Annotated in this window: 31 protein-coding genes; 18 read left to right on the top strand and 13 right to left on the bottom strand. The window is 38.6% G+C overall.

Annotation, left to right across the window (positions count from 1 at the left end):
* Positions 1–142: 142 nt before the first annotated feature.
* A complete protein-coding gene (locus PL11201_RS21855; protein ID WP_200816831.1) occupies positions 143–1978 on the bottom strand; it encodes a vWA domain-containing protein in 1836 nt (611 codons plus the stop codon).
* A gap of 21 nt (positions 1979–1999) precedes the next feature.
* On the opposite strand from PL11201_RS21855, the gene PL11201_RS27385 reads away from it, so the two are divergent.
* The 3 genes from PL11201_RS27385 (at position 2000) to PL11201_RS21845 (ending at position 2839) form a co-directional block, all read left to right on the top strand.
* Positions 2000–2125: a hypothetical protein gene (locus tag PL11201_RS27385; protein ID WP_255377738.1), complete on the top strand. Its 126-nt coding sequence runs from the start codon at positions 2000–2002 to the stop codon at positions 2123–2125.
* 248 nt (positions 2126–2373) lie between these two features.
* Positions 2374–2496: a photosystem II protein Y gene (locus PL11201_RS21850; protein ID WP_079680945.1), complete on the top strand. Its 123-nt coding sequence runs from the start codon at positions 2374–2376 to the stop codon at positions 2494–2496.
* Positions 2497–2587: 91 nt separating this feature from the next.
* Entirely contained in the window at positions 2588–2839 is a 252-nt protein-coding gene (locus PL11201_RS21845; protein ID WP_079680944.1) for a MoaD/ThiS family protein, read from the top strand.
* A gap of 26 nt (positions 2840–2865) precedes the next feature.
* On the opposite strand, the gene PL11201_RS21840 is transcribed toward PL11201_RS21845, so the two are convergent.
* Positions 2866–3597 (bottom strand): glutathione peroxidase, encoded by a 732-nt coding sequence (locus PL11201_RS21840; protein ID WP_079680943.1) that lies wholly within the window; start codon positions 3595–3597, stop codon positions 2866–2868.
* Positions 3598–3930: 333 nt separating this feature from the next.
* Here PL11201_RS21840 and rpaB point away from each other — a divergent pair, with 333 nt between their 5' ends.
* Positions 3931–4692 (top strand): response regulator transcription factor RpaB, encoded by a 762-nt coding sequence (gene rpaB / locus PL11201_RS21835; RefSeq protein ID WP_079681068.1) that lies wholly within the window; start codon positions 3931–3933, stop codon positions 4690–4692.
* Between the two features lie 229 nt (positions 4693–4921).
* On the opposite strand, the gene trmB is transcribed toward rpaB, so the two are convergent.
* Entirely contained in the window at positions 4922–5605 is a 684-nt protein-coding gene (gene trmB / locus PL11201_RS21830; protein ID WP_079680942.1) for a tRNA (guanosine(46)-N7)-methyltransferase TrmB, read from the bottom strand.
* 30 nt (positions 5606–5635) lie between these two features.
* Positions 5636–6676 (bottom strand): polysaccharide pyruvyl transferase CsaB, encoded by a 1041-nt coding sequence (gene csaB / locus PL11201_RS21825; RefSeq protein ID WP_079680941.1) that lies wholly within the window; start codon positions 6674–6676, stop codon positions 5636–5638.
* Positions 6677–6787: 111 nt separating this feature from the next.
* Between csaB and PL11201_RS21820 the strand changes: the two genes are divergently transcribed.
* From PL11201_RS21820 to PL11201_RS21800, 5 genes are all read left to right on the top strand, one after another.
* Positions 6788–7093 (top strand): DUF2499 domain-containing protein, encoded by a 306-nt coding sequence (locus PL11201_RS21820; protein WP_079680940.1) that lies wholly within the window; start codon positions 6788–6790, stop codon positions 7091–7093.
* 54 nt (positions 7094–7147) lie between these two features.
* Positions 7148–7444 carry a DUF3593 domain-containing protein gene (locus PL11201_RS21815; protein WP_079680939.1) on the top strand — a complete coding sequence of 99 codons (297 nt, stop codon included), beginning with the start codon at positions 7148–7150 and terminating at the stop codon, positions 7442–7444.
* 4 nt (positions 7445–7448) lie between these two features.
* Positions 7449–8663 (top strand): phosphate/phosphite/phosphonate ABC transporter substrate-binding protein, encoded by a 1215-nt coding sequence (locus PL11201_RS21810; protein ID WP_079680938.1) that lies wholly within the window; start codon positions 7449–7451, stop codon positions 8661–8663.
* Positions 8664–8700: 37 nt separating this feature from the next.
* Positions 8701–9294: a hypothetical protein gene (locus PL11201_RS21805; RefSeq protein WP_234996797.1), complete on the top strand. Its 594-nt coding sequence runs from the start codon at positions 8701–8703 to the stop codon at positions 9292–9294.
* 107 nt (positions 9295–9401) lie between these two features.
* Positions 9402–11510: a serine/threonine-protein kinase gene (locus PL11201_RS21800; protein ID WP_079680937.1), complete on the top strand. Its 2109-nt coding sequence runs from the start codon at positions 9402–9404 to the stop codon at positions 11508–11510.
* A 26-nt stretch (positions 11511–11536) separates the two neighbouring features.
* On the opposite strand, the gene PL11201_RS21795 is transcribed toward PL11201_RS21800, so the two are convergent.
* Positions 11537–12913: an NB-ARC domain-containing protein gene (locus PL11201_RS21795; protein WP_079680936.1), complete on the bottom strand. Its 1377-nt coding sequence runs from the start codon at positions 12911–12913 to the stop codon at positions 11537–11539.
* Positions 12914–13131: 218 nt separating this feature from the next.
* Here PL11201_RS21795 and PL11201_RS21790 point away from each other — a divergent pair, with 218 nt between their 5' ends.
* The 3 genes from PL11201_RS21790 (at position 13132) to PL11201_RS26245 (ending at position 14725) form a co-directional block, all read left to right on the top strand.
* Entirely contained in the window at positions 13132–13311 is a 180-nt protein-coding gene (locus tag PL11201_RS21790; protein ID WP_079680935.1) for a hypothetical protein, read from the top strand.
* A 255-nt stretch (positions 13312–13566) separates the two neighbouring features.
* Positions 13567–14400 (top strand): CFI-box-CTERM domain-containing protein, encoded by an 834-nt coding sequence (locus PL11201_RS21785; RefSeq protein ID WP_079680934.1) that lies wholly within the window; start codon positions 13567–13569, stop codon positions 14398–14400.
* 154 nt (positions 14401–14554) lie between these two features.
* On the top strand, positions 14555–14725 hold the full coding sequence (locus tag PL11201_RS26245) for a type II toxin-antitoxin system HicB family antitoxin (protein ID WP_144017849.1): 171 nt from the start codon (positions 14555–14557) through the stop codon (positions 14723–14725).
* A 184-nt stretch (positions 14726–14909) separates the two neighbouring features.
* Here PL11201_RS26245 and PL11201_RS21780 read toward each other — a convergent pair whose 3' ends face one another.
* Positions 14910–15311, bottom strand: a complete 402-nt coding sequence (locus PL11201_RS21780) for a type II toxin-antitoxin system VapC family toxin (protein WP_079680933.1) — start codon at positions 15309–15311, stop codon at positions 14910–14912.
* On the bottom strand, positions 15302–15502 hold the full coding sequence (locus tag PL11201_RS21775) for a hypothetical protein (protein WP_079680932.1): 201 nt from the start codon (positions 15500–15502) through the stop codon (positions 15302–15304). Before PL11201_RS21775 ends, PL11201_RS21780 begins: the two co-directional genes overlap by 10 nt.
* Before the next feature lie 237 nt (positions 15503–15739).
* On the opposite strand from PL11201_RS21775, the gene PL11201_RS21770 reads away from it, so the two are divergent.
* Together PL11201_RS21770 and PL11201_RS21765 are read left to right on the top strand one after the other, a co-directional pair.
* Positions 15740–16030, top strand: a complete 291-nt coding sequence (locus PL11201_RS21770; protein WP_079680931.1) for a hypothetical protein — start codon at positions 15740–15742, stop codon at positions 16028–16030.
* A gap of 181 nt (positions 16031–16211) precedes the next feature.
* Complete coding sequence (locus tag PL11201_RS21765) at positions 16212–16397, top strand: type II toxin-antitoxin system HicB family antitoxin (protein WP_079680930.1); 186 nt, start codon at positions 16212–16214, stop codon at positions 16395–16397.
* Between the two features lie 90 nt (positions 16398–16487).
* Here PL11201_RS21765 and PL11201_RS21760 read toward each other — a convergent pair whose 3' ends face one another.
* From PL11201_RS21760 to PL11201_RS21750, 3 genes are all read right to left on the bottom strand, one after another.
* Positions 16488–19172 (bottom strand): PAS domain S-box protein, encoded by a 2685-nt coding sequence (locus PL11201_RS21760; protein ID WP_079680929.1) that lies wholly within the window; start codon positions 19170–19172, stop codon positions 16488–16490.
* Entirely contained in the window at positions 19159–20304 is a 1146-nt protein-coding gene (locus PL11201_RS21755; protein ID WP_079680928.1) for a response regulator, read from the bottom strand. Before PL11201_RS21755 ends, PL11201_RS21760 begins: the two co-directional genes overlap by 14 nt.
* Before the next feature lie 209 nt (positions 20305–20513).
* Positions 20514–20852: a ribbon-helix-helix domain-containing protein gene (locus PL11201_RS21750; RefSeq protein ID WP_079680927.1), complete on the bottom strand. Its 339-nt coding sequence runs from the start codon at positions 20850–20852 to the stop codon at positions 20514–20516.
* 556 nt (positions 20853–21408) lie between these two features.
* On the opposite strand from PL11201_RS21750, the gene PL11201_RS21745 reads away from it, so the two are divergent.
* Entirely contained in the window at positions 21409–21801 is a 393-nt protein-coding gene (locus PL11201_RS21745; protein ID WP_079680926.1) for an alr0857 family protein, read from the top strand.
* A gap of 96 nt (positions 21802–21897) precedes the next feature.
* Here the strand turns inward: PL11201_RS21745 and PL11201_RS21740 are convergent, their stop codons facing one another.
* Entirely contained in the window at positions 21898–22284 is a 387-nt protein-coding gene (locus PL11201_RS21740) for an SMU1112c/YaeR family gloxylase I-like metalloprotein (protein WP_079680925.1), read from the bottom strand.
* Between the two features lie 281 nt (positions 22285–22565).
* Here PL11201_RS21740 and PL11201_RS21735 point away from each other — a divergent pair, with 281 nt between their 5' ends.
* A complete protein-coding gene (locus tag PL11201_RS21735; protein WP_079680924.1) occupies positions 22566–23177 on the top strand; it encodes a hypothetical protein in 612 nt (203 codons plus the stop codon).
* 61 nt (positions 23178–23238) lie between these two features.
* Entirely contained in the window at positions 23239–23652 is a 414-nt protein-coding gene (locus PL11201_RS21730; RefSeq protein ID WP_079680923.1) for a DUF1824 family protein, read from the top strand.
* A gap of 86 nt (positions 23653–23738) precedes the next feature.
* Here PL11201_RS21730 and glgA read toward each other — a convergent pair whose 3' ends face one another.
* A complete protein-coding gene (gene glgA, locus PL11201_RS21725; RefSeq protein ID WP_079680922.1) occupies positions 23739–25199 on the bottom strand; it encodes a glycogen synthase GlgA in 1461 nt (486 codons plus the stop codon).
* Between the two features lie 248 nt (positions 25200–25447).
* Between glgA and PL11201_RS21720 the strand changes: the two genes are divergently transcribed.
* The gene (locus PL11201_RS21720; protein ID WP_079680921.1) at positions 25448–26011 is read left to right on the top strand and encodes a hypothetical protein; all 564 of its coding nucleotides are present in this window, start codon (positions 25448–25450) and stop codon (positions 26009–26011) included.
* 17 nt (positions 26012–26028) lie between these two features.
* Here the strand turns inward: PL11201_RS21720 and PL11201_RS21715 are convergent, their stop codons facing one another.
* Positions 26029–26973, bottom strand: coding sequence for an XdhC family protein (locus PL11201_RS21715; protein ID WP_079680920.1), 945 nt, complete (start codon positions 26971–26973; stop codon positions 26029–26031).
* Positions 26974–26991 lie beyond the last annotated feature (18 nt).

Raw genomic sequence — 26991 nt, 5'->3', positions numbered from 1 at the left:
TCTGATTTAACCAGATTATGCTGATCTGTTGGAAATCCCCATTCTACCCTAATTCCTGCGAGGCGGCTTAACAGATTAGAGCTTGGGCCATTATAACAATATCCACTCACTGGAGTATTAATATTATCTATATATTGTAATGCTATTGAATCAGACGCCGAATTTTGCCATAGGCGGCGTAGGATTTGCCGTCGGAAGACTCCCTGACTTCATCCACCACATAGAGCACCCCTTCAGCCCGAATATCCCGGGGAAACCGAATATTATAGTTAGGATTATAACCATCGGAAACCACTCGCGCCCGGAGTTTGCTCCCTTCTTTAACACATTGAATAATCACCCCATTTCCCACGGTATCAGTTGTTTCTAAGTCGGCAAAGGATTTGGGTGCTTTAACCGCCTGTAAATTCGTTGATTTTTGGGCTTTTGGGGTTCCCGCTTGGCGTTCTTCTCCGGGTTTGACTAACCGTTTAATTGTGCCTGAAGCCCGGTAAAAATCCCCATTTGCGGATAGTTTAATTTCTTCGACAATATAAGCCATTCCCGCTTCCCGAATATGGCGAGGAAACTGCACATTTAATTCGGGATTATATCCTTCAGAAATAACCCGAACTCGCAATTTTCCCCCCTCTCGAATACATTCTACTAATACCCCTTGCTCAAAGGCAGAAACCGCCTCTAAACTGTTAGCATCTCCGGCGTTAATTCCTCTGAGATTCAAGTCTTCTCGGTTACGGGTGCGAGTTTGATAGGATTGATCTCGCATTTCCTTACGACTGACGGAATCAAAATTTTTGCTTTCAATCCGTTGGGCATAATATTCTAATTGTTCAATTTCTTCGGCAATTTCAAAGATTTCATCTAATAATTTTTGCTGGATATCTTGAATCGCTGATCGTAGGATTTCCGATGCTTGTTTATACTGCCCTTGATCTGCAAGGTCAATGGCTTTTTCCTTAACCTGAGCCATGCGCAATTTACTAGTTTGTGCAAAAACCGATTGGTTAGGCTGAATTTGTTGCGCTTCTGTTTCTGAACCAATATTAATTGTAACCTTTAATTCCCCTAGAATTTGCTCAATACTATCATTAATAATCGTTTGATATTGATAATTGATGTGGAGTATGGGAAGTTGACCCAATATATTTTGAGGTGGAATGATCAGTTGCAGTGCTAACTGTTTGGCTTCCACTGCATAAACATCTCCGACAAAAACTTCTAAACCATTATCAATAGAATTAGTCCGATAATTATTTAATATTTCTCGAAGTTCAATTGACCCTTTCGGCTGTAATTTTACTGTTAAATTTTGTGCTACTACGGAGGTTAAACTTTCTAATTCAATCCGAAATACATCCGTCGCGTCATCTGGGGATTGAATAAAATAAAACCGCCCGCCGGACGCATCAGCCATAGCAATTAATAAATCTTCATTAAAATAGGTTCCAAACCCTAATGTTGTGGTAATAATCCCCTGTTCTGCTTGTTTTTGAGCCGTTTTAGTTAGAATTTGAGGATCGGTAATTCCGAGATTAGCTTGTCCATCTGTTAATAATAAAACCCGGTTTAAATATTCTGTATTCAGATGGGATTTAACTTGCTCACAGCCTAATAACCAACCCGCACTTAAATTCGTACAACCTCCGGCTTGAATTCGATTCAATTTTGAACAAATATCTGCTTGATTTGTAACCCGTTGGGGAGGTAAAATTACATCAGCTTGATCATCGTAAATAACAATAGAAATAATATCCTGAGCCGTCAAAGATTCTACTAATTTTTGAGCCGCCTTAATCGCACATCGCAGAGGTTGGCCCGCCATGGAACCGGAGCGATCAATAACTAAACTTAAATTTAATGGCCGTCGAGGGCCAGGATTTTCAGTTTTTTCTCCGTTGAAGTTCAGAATTAAATCAACGGAGGTTGCCGTATTAGTTGCAATTAATGAATGGGACAGAGAATAGTTAACCTGAATCATAACTCAAAATCCCTAGGATGAGTGAAAATTGAAAAATCCATTGATCGCTATAATAGCAAGTCTTGTCCGACTCGCAATTCTGGTTTCAGTGACGCTAAAAACTCGGAAATTTCCCTAGTTTTAATTGTGCCGAATAAATGCGAATAGCTGCCAAAATTTAAGATTTGCTTTTTTTTTGAATAGTCAGTGGTTCTGGTTCTAAGTATTTTAACTCAAGGATTGTAACAAAACTTTATATTCTGAAATCGGGTTCTCATTCTCCTGATCCTCTTAATCTGATAAAATATGAGTCAACAGAACTGGCAGAACAGCCTCAGTCCCCTCTTGATTACCAGAACCGTTGGAATCAAAACAAAAAGATGAGAGATGTTTAAAAAACTTTAGGAGGAGAATCTATGGATTTCGATTTTCGCATTTTGATTGTTCTATTACCCCTAATTGCGGCGTTGGGTTGGGTTTTCTATAATATTGGTGCTGTCGTCATCGGACAAGTTCAACGCTTTTTAAGTAAAAGTTAAACATAACTTATAGGCGATATTTCTTCCTATCCTGTGATGATACGGGGTAGGATTTTTTATTTAATATTCAATTTTGGGAATCATTTTTAATATGTCAATTACAGTGACGGTGAAACTATTTGCAGCGTTTCAGGAAGCCTACAAAATTTCAGAATTAGTATTAAGTTTCCCGCCAAAAACTCCGGTTTCTGCGATTTTAGATCGGTTAATTCAAGACCACCCAGAACTAGAACCATGGCGCACTGTAACCCAATTTGGAATTAACCTAGAATTCGTTGATCCTGATACTGAAATCCAGGATCAAGATGAAATCGTTTTAATCCCCCCGGTTAGTGGTGGTTAATTCCCTGAACTATTAAAAAGGAATTATTAAACTCCGAAATGTTTAGCTAAATCCTCAGAACCACCAATTAATTTTCCATCAATAAAAACTTGGGGAACAGTTGTACCTCCGGTGACTGCTTGTAAACTTTTGGTTGTAATTTCTTTTCCCAAAACAAGTTCTTCAAAAGCAATTCCTCGGTCTTTTAATAGGGCTTTAGCACGGGCACAGTAGGGACAACCTACTTTTGTAAATAGTGAAACTAAAGGGGGTTTAACTGCATTCGGGTTAATATATTTGAGCATAGTTTCTGCATCAGAAACTTCAAAGGGGTCGCCAGCGACTTCTGGTTCAATAAACATTTTTTCGATGACCCCATCTTTGACTAACATAGAATAACGCCAAGAACGTTTCCCGAACCCTAAATCGGTTTTATCGACTAACATTCCCATCTTTTCTGTAAACTCTCCATTCCCATCGGGAATTAAGGTAAGATTATCTGCCTCTTGATCTTTTGCCCATTCATTCATCACAAAAGCATCATTCACAGAAATACAAATAATATCATCAACTCCATTTTCCTTAAATACGGGTGCTAAATCGTTATAACCCGGAACGTGACTACTCGAACAGGTGGGGGTAAATGCACCTGGTAACTCAAAGACAACCACGGTTTTCTGTGAAAACAACTCATCAGTTGTTACATAAACCCATTCATTATTTTTACGAGTTCTAAATGTTATCTGGGGAACCCGTTGACCTTCATGATTTTCTAACATTGGTTTTACGTTTATTGTTGTTACTAATTAGGTATAATAACACTATTCATGTTTTGTTTTAAAATATTAACCCCCGTAACTGAATATTACCGTAAAATCGGAATTTGTTAAGTTTGATAACAAATTGGAAACGTATGTTATCATAATACACAGCAATCTTAGCAATCAGACTGAATCACCCACCCCAAAAACAAGTGAATTTTTGTCCCATCATGTCGCTGTGCAGGGATCGGAATTTGTCGGTTGAAGCAGTCCTGAGACCCTGCCAGCATTGATATGATTTGCTTTAGCTTTGCTCAATTAAAAGCCGATCCATCCATTATAAAACCAGATATGAGTTTACAAGCACAATTTGATGAAAAACGCAACGGCGAAAAAATTCTAGTTGCCGATGATGAGTCTGCGATTCGGCGGATCTTAAAAACTCGTCTTTCGATGGTGGGCTACAATGTGGTTGTTGCTGCCGATGGTTTAGAAGCGCTGGAAATGTTTGAAAAAGAAAGTCCTGATCTTTTAGTTTTGGATGTGATGATGCCAAAATTAAATGGTTATGGGGTCTGCCAAGAACTTCGCACAAAATCCGATATTCCTATTATTATGTTAACCGCATTAGGGGACGTGGCGGATCGAATTACGGGTTTAGAATTGGGTGCAGATGATTATTTAACTAAACCGTTTTCTCCTAAAGAATTAGAAGCTCGAATTCATGCGATTTTAAGACGGTTTAAAGATACAACTTCATCCCCTAATCTGAGTCCAGAGGTGATTCAACTCGAAGCGGTGCGGATTGATACGGTTAAACGACGGGTTTATAAGGGTGATAAAGTGGTTCCCTTAACCTATATTGAATTCAATCTTTTGGAGTTATTAGTTAAACGTTCTGGAAGTGCAGTTTCTCGTTCAGAAATTCTCAAGGAATTATGGGGTTATACGCCTCGACGGATTGCGGATATGCGGGTTGTGGATGTTCATGTTGCGCGGTTACGAGCAAAAATTGAAGAAGATCAACGCAATCCTGAATATATTTTAACGGTGCGCGGTGTGGGTTATTCGGCCCAACGTTTACCCGGTGTGGAAGAAGCGATTGGCGCTTAATTGTTTTCAAATAAAAATTTTTCAAAATTTAAAGGCAATTTTCTTTTTTCTGTTTTTTGTAAATTTTAAATCTCGATTTCCCCCCTAAAATTGCTCGAAATTTAGGGTCTAAAATCGAGAATTGGAGGAGAAGTATTCAGGCAAAAATTACAAGTCTGAATGTTTCTCCTCTGTTGTTTTAATCAGAGGTTTTGATAGAGCAGTCGGGCAAGCACAGTTACAACAAGGACTAATCCAGCAAACAAGTCCTTTCCCCCCTGTTCCCTGTTCCCTGTTCCCTGTTCCCCGCTATAAATAAAGCCCGATAAACGGGTTCATTTCTGTCTATGGTTGATTGTTCTCTTTCCGTGGCCAGGGGAAGGGGATTTTCCGTTAACCAGTCGTTTTGGGTACGATGAAAAGCGGGATGTTCAGAAAAGCGATCGCACATTTCCACGGCCACATCTTGTATATCAGATTGAACAAAAACCTCTGTTCCTGCTGCTAAATAATCAGCCAAATTATTCACTAATTCTGGTTGAACAACTCGGCGTTTTTGATGACGTTTTTTAAACCAAGGGTCGGGAAATTGAATACTGACTCGTTTTAAACATTCTGTTGGTAAGGATGCTAAAATTGGTTGAATTGAAGTATTAGCATTACAAAATAAATAATGTAAATTCGTTAATCCCAGTTGATCTCGGATCATATTAGCTTCCTCAACTAAGCTTTCTCTAATTTCTAGTCCCAAATAATTCCATCGAGGTTCTAATTGGGCAAATTCCCATAAAAATTGACCTCTAGCGCAGCCAATATCTAAATGAATGGGTTGGTTAGGATTAGCATAAATCCTTGACCAGTCAGGCGGAATCACCGGGTATTTATATTTTTGACTTAGGGGATTAACGTGTTGACGAACTCGGACGCGGGGCATAAATAATGACTGTAAATTGAACAATAGGATTTAGTGAAATTGGGAGTAGAGTAGTTCTTTATGAACTTTTGCCCGATCTACAAAAAACTCGATTTTTCCCTGGGAAAAGGGTTGATTATTCGCATAACAATCAATCCAGATTTTACTAATTAAGTTAGGATCTTCTGGGAGTTGATCAATTTCCCATCCGGGTAATTCTAATTCTTCCATTAAACGGCTAACTTTAGGATCATAACTCAAGGCAAAACAGCGACATTGTTCTGTTGCTGCCATAATTAAACTATGAAATCGCATTCCAATCAAAAATTCTACCCCTCGAAAGACTCCTTTTAATTGTCGCGGATCTTCTAAGAGCAGGACTTGACTATTTTCGGGTAGGGCTTGATGTAAAGTTTCGGCGATCGCTAAATCCTGAATGGGTTGAAACGGAATTAATAAAATAAAGGTTTGGGTGGCTTTTTGAAACGAGACTAAGGCTCTGGCAATTAATGATAACCGTTCGGGGGTCAATTGGGCGTGAGGTCGCAAAGTTAGGGCAACTCGGGGGGCGGGTAAATTCCACAACCCGGCTACGGGTCGAGATTCCAAGGCCCAAACCGGATCAGGGGCCAGAGAAAAGGGAATATTCCAGTTGGATAATAACCTCGCAGAACCCACGTCCCGCACGCTCACAGCACTACAGCCGGAAAAGGTTTTTTTTGCCAGCCATCGAGAAACAGAACGGTTCAAGGGGCCAATACCTTGCGCCCAGGCGATGGTTGTGAGTCCCATCCGTTGCGCTAATCCCATCAATCCACCATAATAAAAAGGACTGATGGCACTGGTCACATCTTGGATTAGGCTACCCCCACCCCAAATCAAAGCATCGGCGCGGCGCAGGGCGTTGAGAACTTCCATCCCATTCATGCGGTCGCAGGCTTCCACCTGATAATGGTTTTGGGTTTGGCTAGGGTTTCCCGACAAGATAATTGGTTCAACCGTAGGCGGTAGCATTTGTAATAGCGACGCTAACAAAGCCTCATCCCCCCCATTCCCCTTTCCATAATATCCACTACAAATTACCCGTTGCATGGCCTCCCGTTTCTCCAGTTACCAATATTAATATTAGATTGTACGCTAATTAAATTAACATAAATATCAGACCAAAATATTAATGAACTTTCTGTTATCGATTGTTAAATTATGCACGCTTTATCGATTCCGACCTGGGTAATTCATATTTCAAGTGTGATTGAGTGGATTGTTGCGATTTGGTTCATCTGGATTTATGGAGAAGTGACTCAAAATCGAGCTTGGTGGGGTCTTTCCTTCGCTATGTTACCATCTTTGGTCAGCGCCATGTGTGCCTGTACCTGGCATTATTTTGATAATCCTGCCTCCTTAGAATGGTTAGTTACCTTACAAGCAGCGATGACTGTGGTAGGAAATACGACCCTTTGTCTGGCGGCTTGGTGGATTTGGCGGAATGCAAATTCCGTTAAAAATTAAGGTATTTAGCTTGATTCTACACAACATTTGATTCCCTCTAACTTTTAAAAAACAATGTTTTCAAAAGATACTTTATTTGCGATTTCTCTATTTCCCTATTTAGGGTTTTTGTGGTTTTTAACCCGTTCTGGACAAATGCCCCGTTTAGCTTTAATTGGATTCTATGGAACATTAGTATTTGTAGCGGTAACAATTCCAGCGGGAATTTACGCTAAAGTTGCCTATGGGGAATCTTTAGCTAATATTGATTGGTTGCATGGCGGGGCGGAAGTCTTTTTAACCTTAGCTAATATTTTACTGGTTTTAGGATTTCGCCAAGCGGTAATTGAAAAACAATCCTCGCAAGAATAAAAAAATGAGTTCTCCTAAAACTAACCAGGCTTTTATTTTAACCATAAGTGCCATCTTGAGTTTATCTTTATTTGGCATTATGGTTTATCTTTTTGTCAATCCCAAAACTGGTTTAATTCCAGGGGTTATTTCGGAAGCTAAAAAACCAATAAACCGTTTAGAGACAAATTCTCTAACCATTGGAATTTTAGGAAAATCAGATGATTATACCCCATTAGTTGAATATTTAAAACAACAGTTTGGTGATCAAATTACTATTAATATTGATAGTAAACTCAGGGAATCTTATCAAGAGGTAAAAAACAAACTTGCCACTCAAAAATGGGATATTGCTTTTACCCTTTCCCCGATGATTTCTGTGGCTGCTAAAGATAATGGATATGTCTGGGTAGCGCGAATGTTTCCCCAGTCTTCACCCTATTATCAATCGGCATTATTTGTTGAAAAAAATAGTCCAATTCAGTCTATTTCTGATTTTCAAAATACCACCGTTATTGCTTTGGGAGATTTTAACTCTGCTTCTAGTTTTTATATGCCTAGTTATGATTTATTTGGTAAATCTCTACGGGTAACCATGGGACATAGGGGGGAAGTGATTCAAGAATTAGTTAAAACCGGGAAAGCGGATGTCGGTGCGGCATCCTATGAAGCGGTTAAAAATGATCCTAATTTTAGGGTAATTCAGATTAGTAGAAATATTCCAGGGTCAGGGGTATATCTTTCTCCTAATTTGTCAAATAATGACCAAAAAGCTATTACTCAAGCGTTAGTTAATGCTCCTACAAATATCAAAAAAAAAGCGAATTATGGTGTTGATGAAGAACCGGATTTTTCCTACTTTATCCAAATTAGTCAGAGAGCAGAAGAAGTATTAAAATGTGCGGATTTTACTCAAAATCCGGTTAACTTTTTTTGTTCTCCAGCAACTTCTACTATTTCAGAGTCTTTGACAACAAAATCTAATCAGATTAGAGGAATTGTTAATGGTTTAACCAGAGTAGAAAATCAAATGACTCGATTAACCTTACAAACCAAAGATCAAAAGATTTATTATGTTTTTCTGAATCCTAAAATTTTGAATCAGATTCCCAATGCAGGAAGTGGGTTAAATTTACAAAATAAAACTATTGTAATTAGAGGAGTTATTCCAGAACAAGAATCTAATAAAATTGATAAAATTATTATTACTGACTCCAATCAAATCAGTGTTTTAAATTAAAAAATTATCTAGCCGGAGGTCAACTATTATTCTTAAATTGTTTTTAATAGGTTTATTACCTATTGTTTTCACTCCAGAAAGTTTTCATCCATCCACAGTCGGTTTTGCTTCGCAAGAAAATCAACAGATTGTAGCTACGATTATTCCCGATTTTTCTATCCCTAAAATTACTCCTATACAACCTCCGAACATAGACCTTGACCAATGCAGTGAACTTCCTTCTGGCTACGGAATTCCTGGGTTTAGACCGGGTATTGATCAAAATCAAATCTTTCAGATGTTTGGGACTCCCGCAAAAATAGAAACTGGGTATTGGCCGAATACCCAAGCTGTTTTTTATCATTTAATTCCTAACCGTGTTAGTCTGGGTTTTTTGTTTGACAAAAAATCGCGTAAATTGCGACAAACAGAAGCAGCTTTTTCTCAAGAAGTTGATTTAAAAACTATTTTAATTACTCTCAATAGTATGTCCGGTTGTCGCTTAAATTCTACCTTGGAATTAGGTTTGAAAAGCGTTTATAACCGTCAATCTAAAGATTATTCTTTTGCTGTTGATTCACTCAAAGGAATTATTCAACGAGATCAATATGATCGAATTTATATTGGGATTTGGGAGGCGGATTTACATTAGCTTGCTTAACCCAAAAACTAAATTATTATTAAGATTGGGATTGATTTTAATTTGTTAAGTTATTCTAATGTAATACCCTAAAACTATCGGTATCTATACCAAATCCGATGAGTTATTGTTTAAATCCTTATTGTCGGAATCCTCAAAACCCATCGAGGATAACGGTTTGTCAAACCTGTGGCACAACTTTACTCTTAAAAGAGCGTTATCGTCCTGTAGAGGAAATCGGAGGCGGCGGCATGAGTCGCACATTTTTAGCTGTTGATTTAGATAGGTTAAATACCCCCTGTATTATTAAACAATTCTCTGCCCAATCTCATAAAATTTCTTTAGTTAAACAAGCAATTGAACACTTTAATCAAGAAGCATTACGTCTGCAAGAATTAGGCACTCATTCTCAAATTCCCTGCTTATATGCCTATTTTGAACAAGAACAACACCTCTATTTAATTGAAGAATGGGTTCCCGGAGAAAATTTACTTCAAGAATTAAATGAAACCGGGGCTTTTAGTGAAAATAAAATCATTAAACTTTTAGAAGATATTTTACTGATTTTACAATTTATTCATCAACATCATATCATTCATCGAGATATAAAACCAGATAATATTATTAGAAGAAAAACCGATAAAAAATTGGTTTTAGTAGACTTTGGCATTGCCAAACACAGCCTCAATTTAGTTCAAGCCCAAACAGGAACCTTAGCTGGAACCATTGGTTATGCACCTTTAGAACAAATAAGAGGAGGAAAAGCCTATCCCGCCAGTGATTTATATAGTTTAGGAATGACTTGTATTCATTTACTCACTCAAATTCCCCCTAATCAATTATTTGATCCATTTACAGGTGAATTGATTTGGCGATCACATCTCAAAAATATTAATAAAATCCTGAGTCAAAAATTAACCCAAATATTAGATAAATTACTCAAGGATTTAGTCAAAGAACGTTATCAAACCGTTGAAGAAGTTTTACAGGATTTAGCACCACAACCCCTAATTCCACCTGCGGTTAATATTCCTATCCCGCCACCGTCACCTTTAAACATTATTATAGCCACTGAGTTACAAGCGGTTACTTCTAATTTATTTTCTCAAAATCATCTGTTTTTTAAGGCTGATCCCATACCCTTATTATCCCATAATTCTTTATTGTTAGAACAAAATTCTAGTTTAATCGCCACTCTAAATCTGCCCTTATTACAGTCAAAAAAATTCATCTCTCAAACTCAATCAAAATCCCAATTACCTGATATTTTCCCAGAATATATTAACACTCTATCCGGTCATAAAGACACCGTTAAAGCCTTAGCAATTAGCCCTAATGGATATATTTTAGTTAGTGGAAGTCAGGACAAAACCTTAATAATATGGAATTTAAAAACCGGACAATTATTGCATCGCTTAATTGGTCACGAAGCCGCCATTACTTCCGTTGCCATTAGTCCCAACGGTCGTAAATTAGTTAGTGGGAGTTTAGACCGAACTTTAATTTCATGGAATTTGGATAAAAGAGCGATCGCCGACCGATTTTTTAGCCATTCCGGTTCCCCCTATAGTCATCGTTGTGGCGCTGTTTATGGCGTTGCTTATAGTCCCGATGGTTGTATTATTGCTAGTGGTAGTGAAGACCATAGTATTAAACTTTGGAATCAAAGAAACGGCGAATTACTCTATCGTTACTCTGAACATTTAGACGCTGTTTTATCGGTGCAATTTATTGATAATTCGGTTCACAATCAATGCTTATCTGTACCAACCAATAGTTGTCATAATCATAGTTTATTTGTCAGTGCAAGTAGAGATAGTACGATTAAAATTTGGCAATTGAGTCACTTAAAAAGTCTACAAACCCTAACCGGACATTTAGATCAAGTTTGTTCAATTGTTGTTAGTCCGACTCAACCTTTATTAGTTAGTGGAAGTGCCGATCATACCGTCAAATTATGGAATTTACACACCGGAGAATTAATTAAAACCCTCACCGAACACTCAGATTTGGTTTCATCTGTTGCGGTGAGTCCCGATGGTAAATGGTTAGCGAGTAGTAGTGGTGATGGAACAATTTATCTTTGGGATATTAGTCAACCGCAGCATTTAGGAATTTTATCAAGTCGTTTAGAAGGGTATCCTCCTATCATTTTTAGTCCCGATAATCAACGGTTTATTTGTTGTGGAAAAGATCATCAAATCTTCGTTTGGCAATTCAATATATAGCCACCGTTGTTGTTGTGCTTTAACACTCACTGAGATTGACTTTTCATATATTCTTTAATCACAGGTTGAAGACTCAAGTAAGATTCTTTATTATTCCTCGCTTGTTGAATTAAACCCCGTTTTTTCAAAGATTGTATCGCCCTGAAAAAATCGTTATCAGATGAAAGTTCTGTCGGTTTACTCAAAATATCTACTGTTTTATCTTGGTTTGCTAACCACAACATCAGAAGTTGTTCAGATTCGGATAACCGTTGATAATGTTGTTTAATCAGAGGTTCTAAGTCTCCTAAAAATATACTTTTATAGGATAAAAATTGCTCAACACTGTCATTAAATAAATCTTTTATCGTAGAAGCAATAATATTTAACCAGAGGGGGTTGCCACTATAAAGTTGAATCAGTTCGGGCCATTTGTGTTGATCTTTGAGTTTTCTATCCCCTAGGAGTTGGGTAGCTGATTCGCCTAAACCTTGAAGTTGTAGGGTTTTACAATAGCGGTTTTCGGTTTCTAAGTTGGCGATTTCGATGGGTTGTTCCCAACTGAGCAGGAGCAGACAACTATTGTGGGGAGATCTGCCAATTTCGGTTAACAGTTTACCATAGTTTTCATATTCTGGAAGATAATTTCCGACGAATTGACGGGGGGTTAAGGTGTCTTGGAAGTCGTCGAGGATGATTAAGCAACGGTGCGATCGCAAATCATCTAGGATGGAATGGCGGGACTGTAAATAGTTGATAATTGATGGATTTTCGCTCTTGTGAGTTGGGGAGAAAAACTCGATCAGGTTGGCTTTGAGGGCGTTGAGGGTAGGAAATTTGCGATGAGTTCGCCACAGGATGCAATCAAAGTTATCTCTGATTTGTTCTACCAGTTGTCTCGCCAGGGTGGTTTTACCCATACCCGATAATCCGGTGATAGTAACAATACGGCTATTTTCTGTGAGTATCCATTGTTTGAGGGTAGTGAGTTCGTCGGTGCGATCGTAGAAGCGATTATCGTATTCTGGGGCTTCGCTGAGGTCGTGGCGGGGTTGAGATTCTTTGTTAGAAGAGTGTGATCGTTCTTTTGTGGTTTTGGGATTATTATATAAATCGCTACAGACATTTATGTTATTACCAATTTGCACCCCCGTATTAAAGTAATAGAATATTCTATTTTCGACAAGAGACCGAACATTCTTTTTTTTTACATCCTCTCCCAACATATCTGAGAGGAGTTGCCATAATTCCGATGCCGACTTTCTGACGTGATCCTGACTACAGTGGTATTCCGAGGCAATATCCTTATATCCTTTACATTCCCATGCACCCTCTAAAATAGCCCGTTGCAGTGAGTCCAGATGTTTTCCTGTCTGAGCAAAAATCAGGTCATCCGTCCACTTCAAGGCTTCTTGAATCTCCATAGCTGTTAAATAGGGTTGTAGTTTTATCTACTTTATCGCTCTATTATCCCACATTATCCCCTTTTTAAACACAAAATCCCACATTTTCCTATTTTTTCAGTTTTAAACTCTTGATAAATACCCCCCTAAATCCCATTTTTGCGGGGTTGCAATATAAAAGTTAAAGTCAGATAATGACCACCAATAAGAACTTAATACTATTAGGGTAAGTAATAAACATGGCAAAACAAAAACTCGAACGAGTTAAAACACCAACTGGTTCTGAATATGAATGTGTTTGGGATGATCAAACTGGTGATGTTTACGTCGGGAATGAACACGCTGGCAGAGCAGTATCTAAGGAGGAAGCATGGCGTAAAGGCAACTATTACGCAACAACTCTGAAAAAAATGAAATAAGAAATGAAAAATCAATAACTCGCACAATTAACCCCAGAAGCATTTATCTATGGTGAACTATTGCTCAATTAGTCACCTTATTTTTTTCATTCCTTTGGAGAGACAAAAAGGATAGTTAAAAAGCAGACTGGATAAGGAAAGTAGCTTTGCAACCTTGACGAAAATAACGAAATTGGTGAGCAACGAGTTTGAGTAGCAATTCTACAGAAATTTTTAATAAAGATTAACACATCAATCCAAAAAAAAGGAGTCATTATGCCATACAAGTCTTATCGGAGTTATGACGAAGCTATAGCAGCATTTCAAAAAGCAATGGATAGAGGATTGTACTATCTTGAGCAAGGAGATGACAATAAATGTGAACAAGAATATGTTGATGCCTTGCAGGCTATTCGTAGCCTATACAACTTTTGGTCATCTCCTCGTAATTTAAAAGAATTCTATGTAGCAAGACTTTTCGAGTTGTATGATGCTCTAAAATCGATAATGGGTGTTGCTCAAAATAAGAAGACAAGAATCTATCTTGCTTTACAACTCAAGAAAATAGAAGGAAAATTGGCTGAATATGAAGAAATTTTTACAGCAGAGGAATTACAAGAGTATAATGATATACGCAACCCAAAGGGCAATATGCTTTATCCAATGACTGTTGATTTAATAATAAAATCAAACCAGGCAGAGGGTAATCAATATTCTTTAGATGAAATTCAAAAAAAATCTTATAAAGAAGAAGAAGATCCTATTTTGCAAGATATTAGAGACACATTAGGATTCATAAGTGGTTATGAGTTTGAAAATGGAAAGCCTAAGTTTCCTCTAGTTTTAGAGAAAAAATCATCATCAGGTTGCTTCATTGCAACGGCAGCTTATTCGACTCCAATACACCCTGACTTAGATACATTTCGTGCTTTTAGAGATAAAAAATTGTTAACTAATTGGATAGGAAATAAATTGGTTGAAATGTACTATCAATTAAGTCCTAGTGTTGCTGAATATATCAACCAAAAACCAGGAATTAAGAGATTTGTTAGACGGCAACTAGAACGTTTAGCGACGTGGATGAGAAATCAAGGAATTACAAGAAATTAATTGAGAAACCAGTTGATAGTCGGTGCTAGTTTTCCAAAACTGCGATCGCTCTTTTATTTCCCAGAAATGCGATCAAAGATATTGATAGAGCGATTTGCTAAACTAGATACTATCAGATATGCTAAATACATAACATCATTTCCTAAAAATATTGATGAAAACTAAAAGTTTAACTGCCATAATTTACAGAGAAGATAATAAGTACATAGCCGAGTGTCCAGAAGTAGGAACAGTTGACCAAGGCGCGACCATAGAAGAAGCGATCGCTAATCTCAAAGAAGCTACAAGACTTTATCTTGAAGAATCTCCTTTAATAATTGTGTAGGGGCGAGGCGCGCCTCGCCCCTACGATTATTTGGATTTACAGCTATTTGTACAAGGGATTATTTTTTGCAGAACAAATTGGGTATATCCTAAAAAAAATTAGATGGAACTAAAATTCCTCTCCATTATGGCGAAATAAAAATCAAAACGAAAATACCCAATTCCTTCGGTTTCCCTCATAGTTTTTAATTGGGAGAGGGAATTACCTCAATTAACCCCGTCTGAAAAGCCTGATCGTAAGTGATAATAGGCAGTTTTTCTAGTTCAGCTTGAGCCATCAGCATCCGGTCAAACGGATCTCGGTGTAAAATAGGCAAGTTTCCGGCTCTCAGACCATGAGCGATCGTGATGGTAAGCTCGTTGAACTTGGCTTGGTGTAATATGTCCTGATAATGCTCAACCAGAAATTTAGCTTCAGGCAGTTTCCCAATACGGTATTTGGTAGCAATTTCCCAAGCGGAAACACTGCTAACTAAAATGTTATGGTTCGGATGGCCAATGATATCTCGGCATTCTTTGTTAAGTTTGAGGTCATTAAAAAGCCACCAGAGGAGAATATGAGTGTCAAGGAGGTAGCTTATTCCCATTGCTGGAGTTCATCTTCGGGTAGGGGTTCAAAGAATGCGTCCCCCAGTTTTCCGGTGAGGAGTCCAGGGATACGAGGTTGGGACTTTTCAGGATTTAACCCTAAACGAAAATCCTGAATCATGTTATAAATTTCTGCTAGTTTATCTTCCGGGATATCTTGGAGTTCTTGCATGATTTGATCGATTATCATAAATCCTCCCAGGTTGAAAAAATATACAAAGCAAGTTCTAATTATTCATTCAACAAATCCTTGATTAGCAGTATTATTGTCAGATAAAAATAATAATTGTTTTATCTTTATTAATATCAACATCTTAGAATTATTATAGCATAACTGAGATCAATTATCAAGTATTGGTCTTTGATTTTTTAGAACTGCGATTGCATTATGGGGAAATAAAAATCAAAAAGACCACAGGTAAATATCATGTCATCCCTCGCACCAAACCACACACAACAAAACCCTGAAAATACAACAATCCTGGTTAGTCAAACGTCAGAAATAGAATGGGAGTTTGCGGAAATATGGGTTGATCCTTGGCTTTCTCCCCCTTATATTTTGATGTTAATTAAAGAACAATCTGGTAAATTTTCGATTCAAAATCCTGCACAAAACTATAAAACTATTTTTACCAGCGAGACTTATGAAGAAAGCCAAATGTGGTTACTAGAAGATGAATATGAACGAGTTACAGGTCGCTTTTGTCAACCCGAATGATGGCACAAGCGATCGCACTTTTTAATTGAAAAACCCAGTTGATAGTTGGTGCTAGTTTTTCAGAAATGCGATCGCTCTTTTATTTCCCAGAATTGCGATCAAAGATGTTGATAGATCGATTTGCAAAACTAAATACAGTCGGATATGCTAAATACATAAAAATCATTTCCTAAAAATATTGATGAAAACTAAAAGTTTAACTGCCATAATTTATAGAGAAGATGATATGTACATAGCCGAGTGTCCAGAAGTAGGAACAGTTGACCAAGGTGCAACCCTAGAAGAAGCGATCGCTAATCTCAAAGAAGCGACAAGACTTTATCTTGAAGAATGTCATTTAGTAGAAACAACCCCAAGATTAGTGTAGGGGCGAGGCGCGCCTCGCCCCTACGATTATTTGGATTTATAGCTATTTGTACAACGGATTTAGACTTGCTATATCTAGTATGATAACCTATTAATTTTCCAAAATAGCGATCGCTTTGGTTAAATCAATAATCACATCATACCGAAAATCATCGGCTAATTGAGTTAACAATTTACCAATCGACTCCTGAGAAGGTGGAATCTTTTTAATCGCTTCAGCCACTAACCGAGAATTAAGTTTTAGTCCAGCTTGATATAACTCTTGAACAATCGGTTTTGCCAATAATTCTAACACTTCTGGAGTTAATTCTGCCAGATGATTTAATTCTAAAGGGGAGGTTTCTAAATCCTCTAAATTTTCTTCATAAATAAAACTAACTCCTAAATATTGAGAGATTTTTTCAAATAACCAATCAACTCGGAAAGGTTTGGGAATAAAATCATCACAGCCCGCCGATAAAAATACTAATTGATCCTGTTGCAAAGCACTAGCACTTAAGGCAATAATTACTGTAGATTGACCTGCTTGTAAATGCTGTTTAATCCTTTGGGTCGCTTCATAGCCATTCATAATCGGCATTCGCATATCCATAAAAATTAAATCTGGTTGCCAATTTTCCCAAATTGTAATGGCTTCTTGACCATTTTCTGCTTCTTTTAATTGAAATCCCAAGGGTTTTAAAACCTTAATAACTAACTGTCTATTTGTCCAATTATCATCAACTACTAAAATCCGATAGCTAGGTTGGTTAGAAGCTAAACCGATGACTCGTCTGGTAAATTCTTGAGAACAAATATCGGAAAAAATAGCTAAACTAGCTTGAATATAAAATTGAAATATTGTGCCTTTTCCCACTTCACTATTAACGGTTATTTCTCCCCCCATTAATTGGATAAACTGTTGACTAATAGATAAACCTAATCCAGTTCCCTGTTGAGATTTTCGGCCTGTTTCAGTTTGGATAAATGGTTGGAATAGTAACTTTAATTCTTCTGCTGAAATTCCCGATCCAGTATCTTCAATTTCAAAGCCAATTAAAATTTGATTTGGGGATATCTTATTATTTAAGGGTTTAACTTTTAAAGTAATAAAGCCTTTTTCGGTAAATTTAATCGAATTTCCTAATAAATTAATTAATACCTGTCGTAATTTACTTTCATCAGTTTCAATATATTCAGCCAGACCCAAATCAGAAATAATATTAAACTCTAAACCCTTAGATTTAGCTTTAAATGCTAACATATCTTTAATCGAATCGAGGAGACGTGGTAAATCAAACTTAGTGGGATTTAATACAATTTGTCCCGCTTCAATTTTAGACATCTCTAAAACATCATTAATTAAATTCAACAGATGTTCCCCACTGCGACCAATAATATCTAAATGTTCTTGATGTTCTGCTAACAATACCCTAGGATTTCGCTTTAAATCTCGTTCTATTAGTTGGGTAAATCCTAAAATAGCATTCATCGGAGTTCGCAATTCATGACTCATGCGGGCGAGAAATTCACTTTTGGCACGATTTGCGGTTTCCGCCGCTTCTTTTGCTTGTTGTAAGGCAATTTCAGCCTGTTTGCGATCGCAAATATCCCGCACAATTGCACAACCGTATTCTTTATTATTATATTCTAAATAACTCAAAGTAATTTCCACACTAATTTCTTGACCTGTTTTGGTTAAATGAACAGATTCAAAGGTAAAAGAACCCTGTTGTTTTAACTCCTCCCAAGAAATCGACCAGGCATCCTCCAGGGCTTGAGCATCAATATCTTTAACCCGCATTTTCAATAATTCTTCTCTGGAATATCCCAAAGCATTACAAGCAGCTTCATTGACATCAAAAAAACGAGCCTTACTATCTGTAAACAAGAAATAATCCCTTGATTTTTCAATAGAAAATTGCGTTAATCTCAACTTTTCATTAATTTCTTTTCGTTCCGTAATATCTTCAATTACTCCCAAAATTCCAATCACATTTCCATCAGAATCCTGCATAGGAATCCGACTAATATCTAACCATAATTGTCGGCCATCAGCAGAAAGTTTTTGTTTGGGGGCAATTAAGTGCATTTCCGCTTGTTTAGATGCCATTACTCGCCGATCTTGGGCGCGAAAAAAGTCTCCAATTTTAGGATCAGAAAATAAATCATGATCGGTTTTTCCCATCACATATTCTGGACTTTCTAACTGAGCGGCTTCTGCCCAATTTGTATTACACCCTCTAAAGACTAAATTGGTGTCTTTCCAAAACACTTGCTGGGGAATATTATTTATAATTAAACGTAAATATTCTTCCCGTTCTTTAATATCTTCTTCGGCTAATTTACGTTGGGTAATATTCTGAATTTGACTCATCACAGAATAAGGTTTTCCCTGGGCATCTAAACGCAAATAACCATTGACAATCGCATAAACCCAATGTCCTTGTTTATGTTGATAACGTTTTTCGAGTTGAAATTGTGATATTTTTTGAGTAATTAACTGATTAAACGATTCCAAACTAATTTTTTGATCATCAGGATGGGTAACCTGATTAAATTTAAACTCCATCAATTCAGCTTTAGAGTAACCAACAAACTCGCAAAAGGAACAATTCACCTCCAAAAAACGCCCCTCTAAGGAAATTTCCACCATACCAATCGGAGATAAATGGAATAGGTCTCGCCAATGGGACTGGCTTTCTTGGAGTGCTATTTCCAGTTGCTGACGCGCTTTAATTTCTGCTTCGAGTTGCTGTTTTAATCCTGGTGTTTCTGACCCTTTAGAGTTTTTCATAATTACCTTGATCTAATTTTGGTAATGTAAAATAGAATGTGGTTCCAGTTCCCCATTCTGATTCTAACCAAATTTTCCCTTGATGACGTTCAACTATTTTTTTACAAATGGCTAATCCTACCCCACTACCTGGATAATCTTGATGGGTGTGAAGACGCTGAAAGACTTGAAAAATCCGATCAAAGTTTTCGGGTTTGATGCCTATGCCATTATCTTCAACCCTAAATAACCATTCTTCAGGTTTTTCTTGAACAGAAATTACGATTTTAGGCTGAATATTAGGCCGTTGATATTTAATCCCATTCCCAATTAAATTCTGAAATAACTGTCCGAGTTGAATCCGATCTCCCTTGAGAGTCGGTAGAGTTTCAGAAGCAATGATAGCACGACTTTCTTCAATAGCACTATGCAAATGACCTAAGGATTTTCTCAAAATTTCCTGACAGTCTGTCGGTTCAAAGTTACGTTTTTTGGTTCCCACTCGACTGTATTCGAGTAAGTTTTGGATCAGTTCTTGCATCCGAATCCCTTCTTCTAAAATTGGGCTAACATATTCCTCTGCTTCCTCCTCTAAATTGATTTCGGATTTTAGGGCTAATAACAGTTCTGCAAATCCAGTAATTGTTTGTAGCGGCTGCTGTAAATCATGGGAAACGACATAGGCAAATTCCTCTAACTCTTGATTGGAACGCTGTAACTCTTGATTTAATTGTTCTAGTTTTAAATTTTTATCTTGTAATTGTCGTTGTAAACGGCGAATGGTGAGTTGATTTTCAATCCGAGCAAAAACTTCTTCTATCTGAAAGGGTTTAGTAATATAATCCACACCCCCAACAGTAAAGGCTTTAACTTTATCGAAAACATCATCTAAGGCACTTAAAAAAATCACCGGGATTGCCGCCGTTTCTTCCTGCCTTTTTAGGCGTTCACAAACTTCATACCCATCGATTTCTGGCATTTTAATATCTAATAAAATTAAATCCGGTGGTTGATGCTGTACGGCCATTAATGCTAGTTTTCCATTAATAGCACATTGAACCTCATACCCCTGTTCACTTAAAGTTTTGGATAACAGTCTTAAGTTATCGGGGGTGTCATCAACAATTAAAATATGACCTTGATGATCTGACATAAAGTTTGTACCAAAAATCTGGGTTTAAAGCCTCGCCTTTTTAGAGCGACTTTTCCAGAATAATCTACTCAAATCCAGTTGTGAAAAAAAAGTATTCTAAAGGAATAGAGGTATAGGAGGTAGATAGGGGGATCAAGTTAACCCAAAAACCCCCAAATCCCCCTCTTTAATTTAGGGGGACTAGGCAATCTTTACCTCTGATTCGGTGATTACTGGCCTTCTACACTCTCCACACTCAGGGGAACCATATCGCCTTGAAACGTTAGTCCCAGAAACATTGCTTCTTTGGGTCGGATAATATTGCCTGTTAAAACGCAGCGTTCCTCTTGTTCGGCAATGGCGGAAATGTGGGCGCGGATATCTTCTCTGGTCAGGGAGGGTCGATAATCTCCCGATTTTTGCTGGACATAATTCCAAAGGATATCTCGAATCAATGCTTGATAGCCTTTGTTCTTGGCTAGTCCTTTTAATCTCTCTTTGAGATCCCGTTCTAGGCGAATGCTGGTGACTTCCATATCGGTTGTTGAGGTTCGAGGAAGGGTATACATAATTTTTTCTCCTTGAAAAACTAGACGTTTGTGTAATATTAGTGTAGTATAAATAACGTGAGATTAAAACTATCTAAATTAAGGTTTAGCTTTCTGGTGATCAACCTATCCCCACTCTGGCAAAATTCCAATCGTTTCAAGGGTTCTGGCTCCTATAGTGGAGTCATCCGCCCTCATGAAACCGGAACTTCTCTCGATGGGGGCCAGTCGTGGGGGGGTGATGGAGATCCACTCAAAGCCGACCCCACCCCGATATCTGCTCACCCTAACCCTCTGAGTATTTCAACATTTTTATTCGACTCACGAAGCGGGAGGTACAAATTTAGATGAATTGTACCCGTACCCAAACTTCAACCCAACTCGGTTGAACCCCCGCTTCCTCATCAGAACAAGAGGCGGGGGTTTGTGTTTGTGTTTGTGTTTGTATTAATTAGTGTAAATGGAGTCAAGCCATGACCAGCCCAACGGACAGATCCAATTCTCGTGTTAACCGTTAACAATTAACCCTCAACCCCTGATAAACCCTTGCTTTTTGCGAAAAGGGATCGATTAATCCATGCTGAAGTTAACTTATACCGAAACAACCTTTCATCTTGATCGCCTGAGTCAATCTCCCGAGCAACTGGTGGCGCTGCGGGTGAAGTTGGCAATGCGAATCGGCCAAACCATGGTCGTGCAGCCTAGTTCAGCCTCATTTCTTTTACCCGTGGGTTTACCCGCCCTCTCGATGTTGGAGGCGGCAGTCCGTCAACAGCAGTCAGAAGCGATCGCGTTATGTTTGGCGGATACAGAAACCTTAGAAGTTAGTTTAACCGGAACTTGGATCACAGTGGATCCAGAGGGTGAAACTGGAATTTTTCTGACTGTTTTAGGCGATCGCACGGAATCTTTACTCTATCACCTCTGGCAAAAAGCCTATGGCAGTGCTTCGGTGGTTCGGGATTATTAATTAGGGTAGGGAACAACAGCAAGAATGTACCCGATAGATTTGGGTATTAGTCCATGTTCCCTATTGCCTATTGCCTGTTCCGGTGTTCCCTATTCCCTATTTTTGATAAATTTCCAAGGGCAAATGATCCGGGTCTTGAAAAAAAGTATATCGTTTTCCTGTAATTTCATCTAAACGAATTGGTTCTACTTCAATCCCCTTTCCCAATAAATCCCTAACGCTTTGATCGATATCATCCACTTCAAATGCTAAATGTCTTAAACCACAAGATTCCGGTTGATTCGGCCGTTGGGGAGGATCAAGAAAGGAAAATAACTCAATCTGATCCTGGGTTCCCACTCGCAGATCTAATTTATAAGAATTTCGTTCTTTTCTAAAGGTTTCTTGAATAATTTCAAACCCTAAAAGATTCACATAAAAATCCTTAGATTTTTGATAATTAGAACAAATAATGGCGATATGATGAATTTTATTAATTTTCATGCTTTTGGATACAATCCCTAATCACTGACGTCCAAAATTTGGGCCTTTGCCAACGGTGTTAACTTCTGCTATTCTATTAAAGTCTATACTCAAAAACGCTTCAACCCAACTTGCTGTATTTGTCGCTACAATCTTGGCCCCGTCTAGCCATGGTCTGCAATTTTTCTTCCTCAAGACCTAGACTAAATTCCAAATATAGAGTATAATTATCGATAATTCCCAATCAAGACGCTATATCTAGTGTTAGGGAAAATCATCGTGCAGAATCTAGGTGTTTGCCCATGTCTCATAATTTAATTCAGGCTGGAGTAATTGTTCCGAGTCAATGGCCCCTAGCCCGTGTTTGGTTGGAAGTTGCTACCTTACTGAGTATCGCACCTCGAAACATTGAGCGCCTAGAATTCTGGCAACACCAAATTTGGGTAAAAATTGAACAGAAAAAAGCCATTTTTGTCAGCTATCGTCGCCTGCCCCTCTGGAAAGAAACGGGGTTAGACGCGATTAAAAATTGTAGCGATCGCCCCTACTTAGATCAACTGGGGGAAATGCTCAGTTTAGAAGTGAAGCAATACCCAACTCAGTATGACTCCTCCGTCCTAGAAGCATGGCGTTCCGCCTGGGCGCAAAAATCCCAACAATTCAAACTCGAAGCCCAACGTCAAGCTCAAGAAGAAGAACGTCTCAGACCCCTGCGGGAACGTCAACAAGCAGGTCAACAGTGGCACGACGGCTGGAAAACCGTTTTGCGTTACTGCAATAGCTTTGATGGCTTAGAACGCCTGGCCCCCGAACTTAAACAACAAAGTCAAGAATTTGCTGACCTGCCCCAAGGGGAAACCGCCATGGAACTTTGGCATCAACGGTGGCAAGAACTCGCCCACGCCACCGCCTAGTCCAGTGCCGCGCCTTGGGTGTTCTCTGATTTCTAACCCTAACTTCAAAGCCTAATTAATTATGATATCCCCATTAACTATTCCAGAAGCTCAAGCCATTTTAAAGGGCTTTCTTTGTACAGATGAAATTTCCCCTATTTCTGATCCAGAAAAGGTGAAAATTCAAGCCGCATTATTATTACTTAACAGTGAATCAGAATATCAAATGATTGGCATTTGTGCTGATTCCATGGCTCAGGCTTTAACCGCATTAACAGATTATTTAAAAGCCTTTGAATATTCAATTAATCTGGAAGATCATGCCTTAGAACCTGTCTCGGAATCTGTCTATTTAAAATTTAATGGTCGCAGTCAAACTTTCTATATTAGTCCCTATTTAGAAAAATATCGCGGGGTACTAATTTCCTTTCAATCCACCGAAGAAAATGGAATTAATGGCGTATACGGACATTTTCCTTTAGATTTATTTGCCTAAATTAATAACTTATAAAGTTCAAAATTCAAAATTTAAACCGTTTTAAACTTTGAACTTTGAACCTTAATTCTAGTAGACATCAACCCTTAAACCACCGCACCAGCAGAGGGTTGGGGAGGTTGGGGGGGTTGGGGAGGTGCGGGTGGGGGTGCGGGTTCATTAGAAACACCGCCATAACTATCCATCACATTGTTGTAAAGTTGGATATACTCTCTAGCGGAATTTTCCCAGCTAAAGTTTTGACTCATCGCCCGACGTTGCAGTTCTCGCCATTGATCTTTAAACCGGAACGCTTCAGAAGCCCGAACCATTGAGGTATAAAAATCTAAGGGTTCATAGCGATCGAAACAGTATCCCGTGCCCTGATAATTAATCGGATCATTATAGGATACCGTATCGACTAAACCGCCCGTCCGTCGAACAATCGGAATACAACCATAACGCATCGCCAACATCTGACTAATGCCGCAGGGTTCAAACCGACTCGGCATAATAAAGGCATCACAACCCGCATAAATCCGCCTTGATAGGGCATCATTAAACAATAATTGCGTCGTCATCCGACCCGGATAACGGGAAGCCATGTGCCATAATTGGGTTTCATAATAGCGATCGCCCGTTCCCAAAACAATCAATTGACAATCGCTATAGGATAGGAATTGATCCATAATTTGAATTACCAGATCAATCCCTTTCTGTTCCACCAATCGAGTGACCATCCCCATTAAAAAAGTATTAGAATTAACTTCTAATCCCACTTCTTCTTGAATGGCAACCTTATTGGCGCGGCGATTTTCCAAAGTATCCGCCGTAAACCGTTCGGGAATATAAGGGTCAGTCGCTGGGTTATAGGAATTCGTATCAATTCCATTTAAAATTCCCGTCATTTTACCACTGACAAAGGAAAGTAACCCTTCTAAATTTTCCCCATAAGCTGCGGTTTGAATTTGTTCAGCATAAGTGGGTGAAACCGTTGTGACGCGATCCGCCGCTTGTACCGCCGCCGCCATGGTATTGTGACCCTGCATATACCAAGGACACCAAGTAATTCGTTCCAAATACCAACGCCAAGGCCCTTGATATGCTAAATTATGAATAGTGAAGATTGTGGCAATATCTGGTGTTTCTTGCATCCAGACGGGGATCATTCCGGTATGCCAGTCATGGCAATGAATGATATGGGGTTTCCAATAATTCCAGGCAAATTCCGCCGCGCCACTAGAAAATAAAGTGAACCGCCACTCCTCATCCTCTCCGTAATAAACACGACGAGGCATAAAAGAGGGATGCCCAAATAAATATAATGGCACATCCGTTTTGGGAAATACCGTTTCAAAGACAGCAAAACGCTGATACATGGCATTTCCCCACCAGATCGGGTCTTTTGGGACTTTGATCTTATCGGCGAGAAAGCCATAATAGGGCATAAAGATGCGAACATCGTGTCCCATTGCCCGCAATACCTGCGGCAAGGCACCGACCACATCTCCCATCCCACCTACTTTTGCTAAAGGTGCCGCTTCTGCGGCGACAAATAGAATTCGCATTTTAATTTTGCGTTCCCTTAGTTGCTCCGTAACGTCATCATACCTCTGGTGGGCGTACTATTGAAACGCTTTAATCTAGTTTCGGTGAATTAGCGATCTAGGTCAATCGAAAAGGGAATGTTCACTTCAAAAGAATTTCAAAATAGTATTGTATGTTGCAATTAGCAGTAAGTTTTACCGAAATCAACTGAATTGATGCTGTAGCTAGAGATTCGGTTATCAATGCCTTTTCGCAGGAGATTCAAAAAATGCTTGATCAACTGCTCAGTTATGTTTCATTTGGGAGTAGGTTTTGCCGGGTATTGACCCGACTTTCCCCCCTGGTTAATACTTTAGCCTTAACGGTAATCGCGGGTTTTGGGGGAATTGCCTCGGCGAACACCGTTTTACTTTCACAAAATCCCCACAATCCGGGCTCAGAAACCGCCGCTGTCCAAGGTCATTTTCTTGGAGATGGGGTTTATCTCTATGGTGAATCTCCCCAACCGGAACAAATTGGACAATCTTATATGGTGTTTGAAGTCAAGCAAGGTCAAGTAACCGGGGCGTTTTATATGCCACGTTCGTCCTTTGACTGTTTTACTGGAGTTCCTCAAGGAAATCATCTGAGTTTAAATATTATTGACAGTTATACTCAAGAGACCCATTCCTATCAAATTGGTTTGAATAATACTGCTGTTGTAGCGACAACCGGAGGTCAAGTTAGCGAAAATAATCTGGTTTTAGAAGGATTTCATCGTCTTCCTAATCCTAGTGAAAATGATACTCGGATTTTGAATCAATGTAAAGCCGATCTGAATTCAAGGCTTTAGCTGAAACCGCCTCAAACTTAAGGTTTCTGTTTTTCTCGATAAACTCGAATTAATTCTGCCCCAATACTAATGGCGATTTCTTCAGGAGTTAATGCGCCAATTTCTAATCCGATGGGAGCATGAATTTTTTCGAGTTGGTGGGGAGAAATTCCAGATTCTTGTAAATCTTGGTAAACCCAGTTAATCCGTTTTTGACTCCCTATCATTCCAATATATTGATAGGATAAATCCCAATTTAAAATCACCTTTAAGGCTTCAATATCATAAATATATCCTCGATTTACCAGGACAATATAGAGATTTTCATGGGATGTTAGTTGTTCCAAAACATTGCTAACACTTTGATTAAAAATTTGAACCCGGGGAGGAAATCTTTCTGGATGGGTTAACTCAGTCCGAGAGTCTTGGATTATAATTTTAAAGCCAATAAAATCAGCTATTTGAGATAACTTTTCTCCGACATGACCCGCGCCTATAATTAATAAAGTTGGAGGTGGTTTTAGGGTTTCTATAAAGGTTTGATCAGAGATTAAAATTGGGTTATTTTCGGGCAGTAAATAGGGAAAAGTTTTATCAAAATAAGTTACAAGGATAACAGATTTTCCTATTTCTAAATCCCGTAAAATTTTTTCCGTTAATGCGATCGCTTTTTTCCCTGACCATCTTTCTAATAACACCTGCATTAACCCCCCACAAACCCCCTGGGTTTCCCGCTCAGGAGCACCGGATAAATCAATTTCAACTAATTGCTTTTTTCCGGTTTTTAAAACTTCCCCAGCTTGCTGAATAACTTTAAATTCTCCCGCGCCTCCTCCAATAGTCTCAAAGGTTCGACCATCGGCACAAATGAGCATTTTTGCCCCCATTTCTCGCGGGACTGAACCCTTAACCCGGGTGACGGTTGCCACCACCACATCCCCTTGATTTAAAACTTCAATAAGTTGTTGATAGAATTGAATCATTATAACACAAGAAAGGCA

It is taken from the genome of Planktothrix sp. PCC 11201 (genome assembly GCF_900009135.1).
GTDB lineage: Bacteria > Cyanobacteriota > Cyanobacteriia > Cyanobacteriales > Microcoleaceae > Planktothrix.
This window is presented reverse-complemented; position numbering and strand designations above follow the sequence as displayed.

Coding starts and splice junctions, on each gene's coding strand:
- PL11201_RS21855 (WP_200816831.1), bottom strand. CDS start 1,978: ATGATTCAGGTTAACTATTCTCTGTCCCATTCATTAATTGCAACTAAT.
- PL11201_RS21850 (WP_079680945.1), top strand. CDS start 2,374: ATGGATTTCGATTTTCGCATTTTGATTGTTCTATTACCCCTAATTGCG.
- PL11201_RS21845 (WP_079680944.1), top strand. CDS start 2,588: ATGTCAATTACAGTGACGGTGAAACTATTTGCAGCGTTTCAGGAAGCC.
- PL11201_RS21840 (WP_079680943.1), bottom strand. CDS start 3,597: ATGTTAGAAAATCATGAAGGTCAACGGGTTCCCCAGATAACATTTAGA.
- rpaB (WP_079681068.1), top strand. CDS start 3,931: ATGAGTTTACAAGCACAATTTGATGAAAAACGCAACGGCGAAAAAATT.
- trmB (WP_079680942.1), bottom strand. CDS start 5,605: ATGCCCCGCGTCCGAGTTCGTCAACACGTTAATCCCCTAAGTCAAAAA.
- csaB (WP_079680941.1), bottom strand. CDS start 6,676: ATGCAACGGGTAATTTGTAGTGGATATTATGGAAAGGGGAATGGGGGG.
- PL11201_RS21820 (WP_079680940.1), top strand. CDS start 6,788: ATGCACGCTTTATCGATTCCGACCTGGGTAATTCATATTTCAAGTGTG.
- PL11201_RS21815 (WP_079680939.1), top strand. CDS start 7,148: ATGTTTTCAAAAGATACTTTATTTGCGATTTCTCTATTTCCCTATTTA.
- PL11201_RS21810 (WP_079680938.1), top strand. CDS start 7,449: ATGAGTTCTCCTAAAACTAACCAGGCTTTTATTTTAACCATAAGTGCC.
- PL11201_RS21800 (WP_079680937.1), top strand. CDS start 9,402: ATGAGTTATTGTTTAAATCCTTATTGTCGGAATCCTCAAAACCCATCG.
- PL11201_RS21795 (WP_079680936.1), bottom strand. CDS start 12,913: ATGGAGATTCAAGAAGCCTTGAAGTGGACGGATGACCTGATTTTTGCT.
- PL11201_RS21790 (WP_079680935.1), top strand. CDS start 13,132: ATGGCAAAACAAAAACTCGAACGAGTTAAAACACCAACTGGTTCTGAA.
- PL11201_RS21785 (WP_079680934.1), top strand. CDS start 13,567: ATGCCATACAAGTCTTATCGGAGTTATGACGAAGCTATAGCAGCATTT.
- PL11201_RS26245 (WP_144017849.1), top strand. CDS start 14,555: ATGAAAACTAAAAGTTTAACTGCCATAATTTACAGAGAAGATAATAAG.
- PL11201_RS21780 (WP_079680933.1), bottom strand. CDS start 15,311: ATGGGAATAAGCTACCTCCTTGACACTCATATTCTCCTCTGGTGGCTT.
- PL11201_RS21775 (WP_079680932.1), bottom strand. CDS start 15,502: ATGATAATCGATCAAATCATGCAAGAACTCCAAGATATCCCGGAAGAT.
- PL11201_RS21770 (WP_079680931.1), top strand. CDS start 15,740: ATGTCATCCCTCGCACCAAACCACACACAACAAAACCCTGAAAATACA.
- PL11201_RS21765 (WP_079680930.1), top strand. CDS start 16,212: ATGAAAACTAAAAGTTTAACTGCCATAATTTATAGAGAAGATGATATG.
- PL11201_RS21760 (WP_079680929.1), bottom strand. CDS start 19,172: ATGAAAAACTCTAAAGGGTCAGAAACACCAGGATTAAAACAGCAACTC.
- PL11201_RS21755 (WP_079680928.1), bottom strand. CDS start 20,304: ATGTCAGATCATCAAGGTCATATTTTAATTGTTGATGACACCCCCGAT.
- PL11201_RS21750 (WP_079680927.1), bottom strand. CDS start 20,852: ATGTATACCCTTCCTCGAACCTCAACAACCGATATGGAAGTCACCAGC.
- PL11201_RS21745 (WP_079680926.1), top strand. CDS start 21,409: ATGCTGAAGTTAACTTATACCGAAACAACCTTTCATCTTGATCGCCTG.
- PL11201_RS21740 (WP_079680925.1), bottom strand. CDS start 22,284: ATGAAAATTAATAAAATTCATCATATCGCCATTATTTGTTCTAATTAT.
- PL11201_RS21735 (WP_079680924.1), top strand. CDS start 22,566: ATGTCTCATAATTTAATTCAGGCTGGAGTAATTGTTCCGAGTCAATGG.
- PL11201_RS21730 (WP_079680923.1), top strand. CDS start 23,239: ATGATATCCCCATTAACTATTCCAGAAGCTCAAGCCATTTTAAAGGGC.
- glgA (WP_079680922.1), bottom strand. CDS start 25,199: ATGCGAATTCTATTTGTCGCCGCAGAAGCGGCACCTTTAGCAAAAGTA.
- PL11201_RS21720 (WP_079680921.1), top strand. CDS start 25,448: ATGCTTGATCAACTGCTCAGTTATGTTTCATTTGGGAGTAGGTTTTGC.
- PL11201_RS21715 (WP_079680920.1), bottom strand. CDS start 26,973: ATGATTCAATTCTATCAACAACTTATTGAAGTTTTAAATCAAGGGGAT.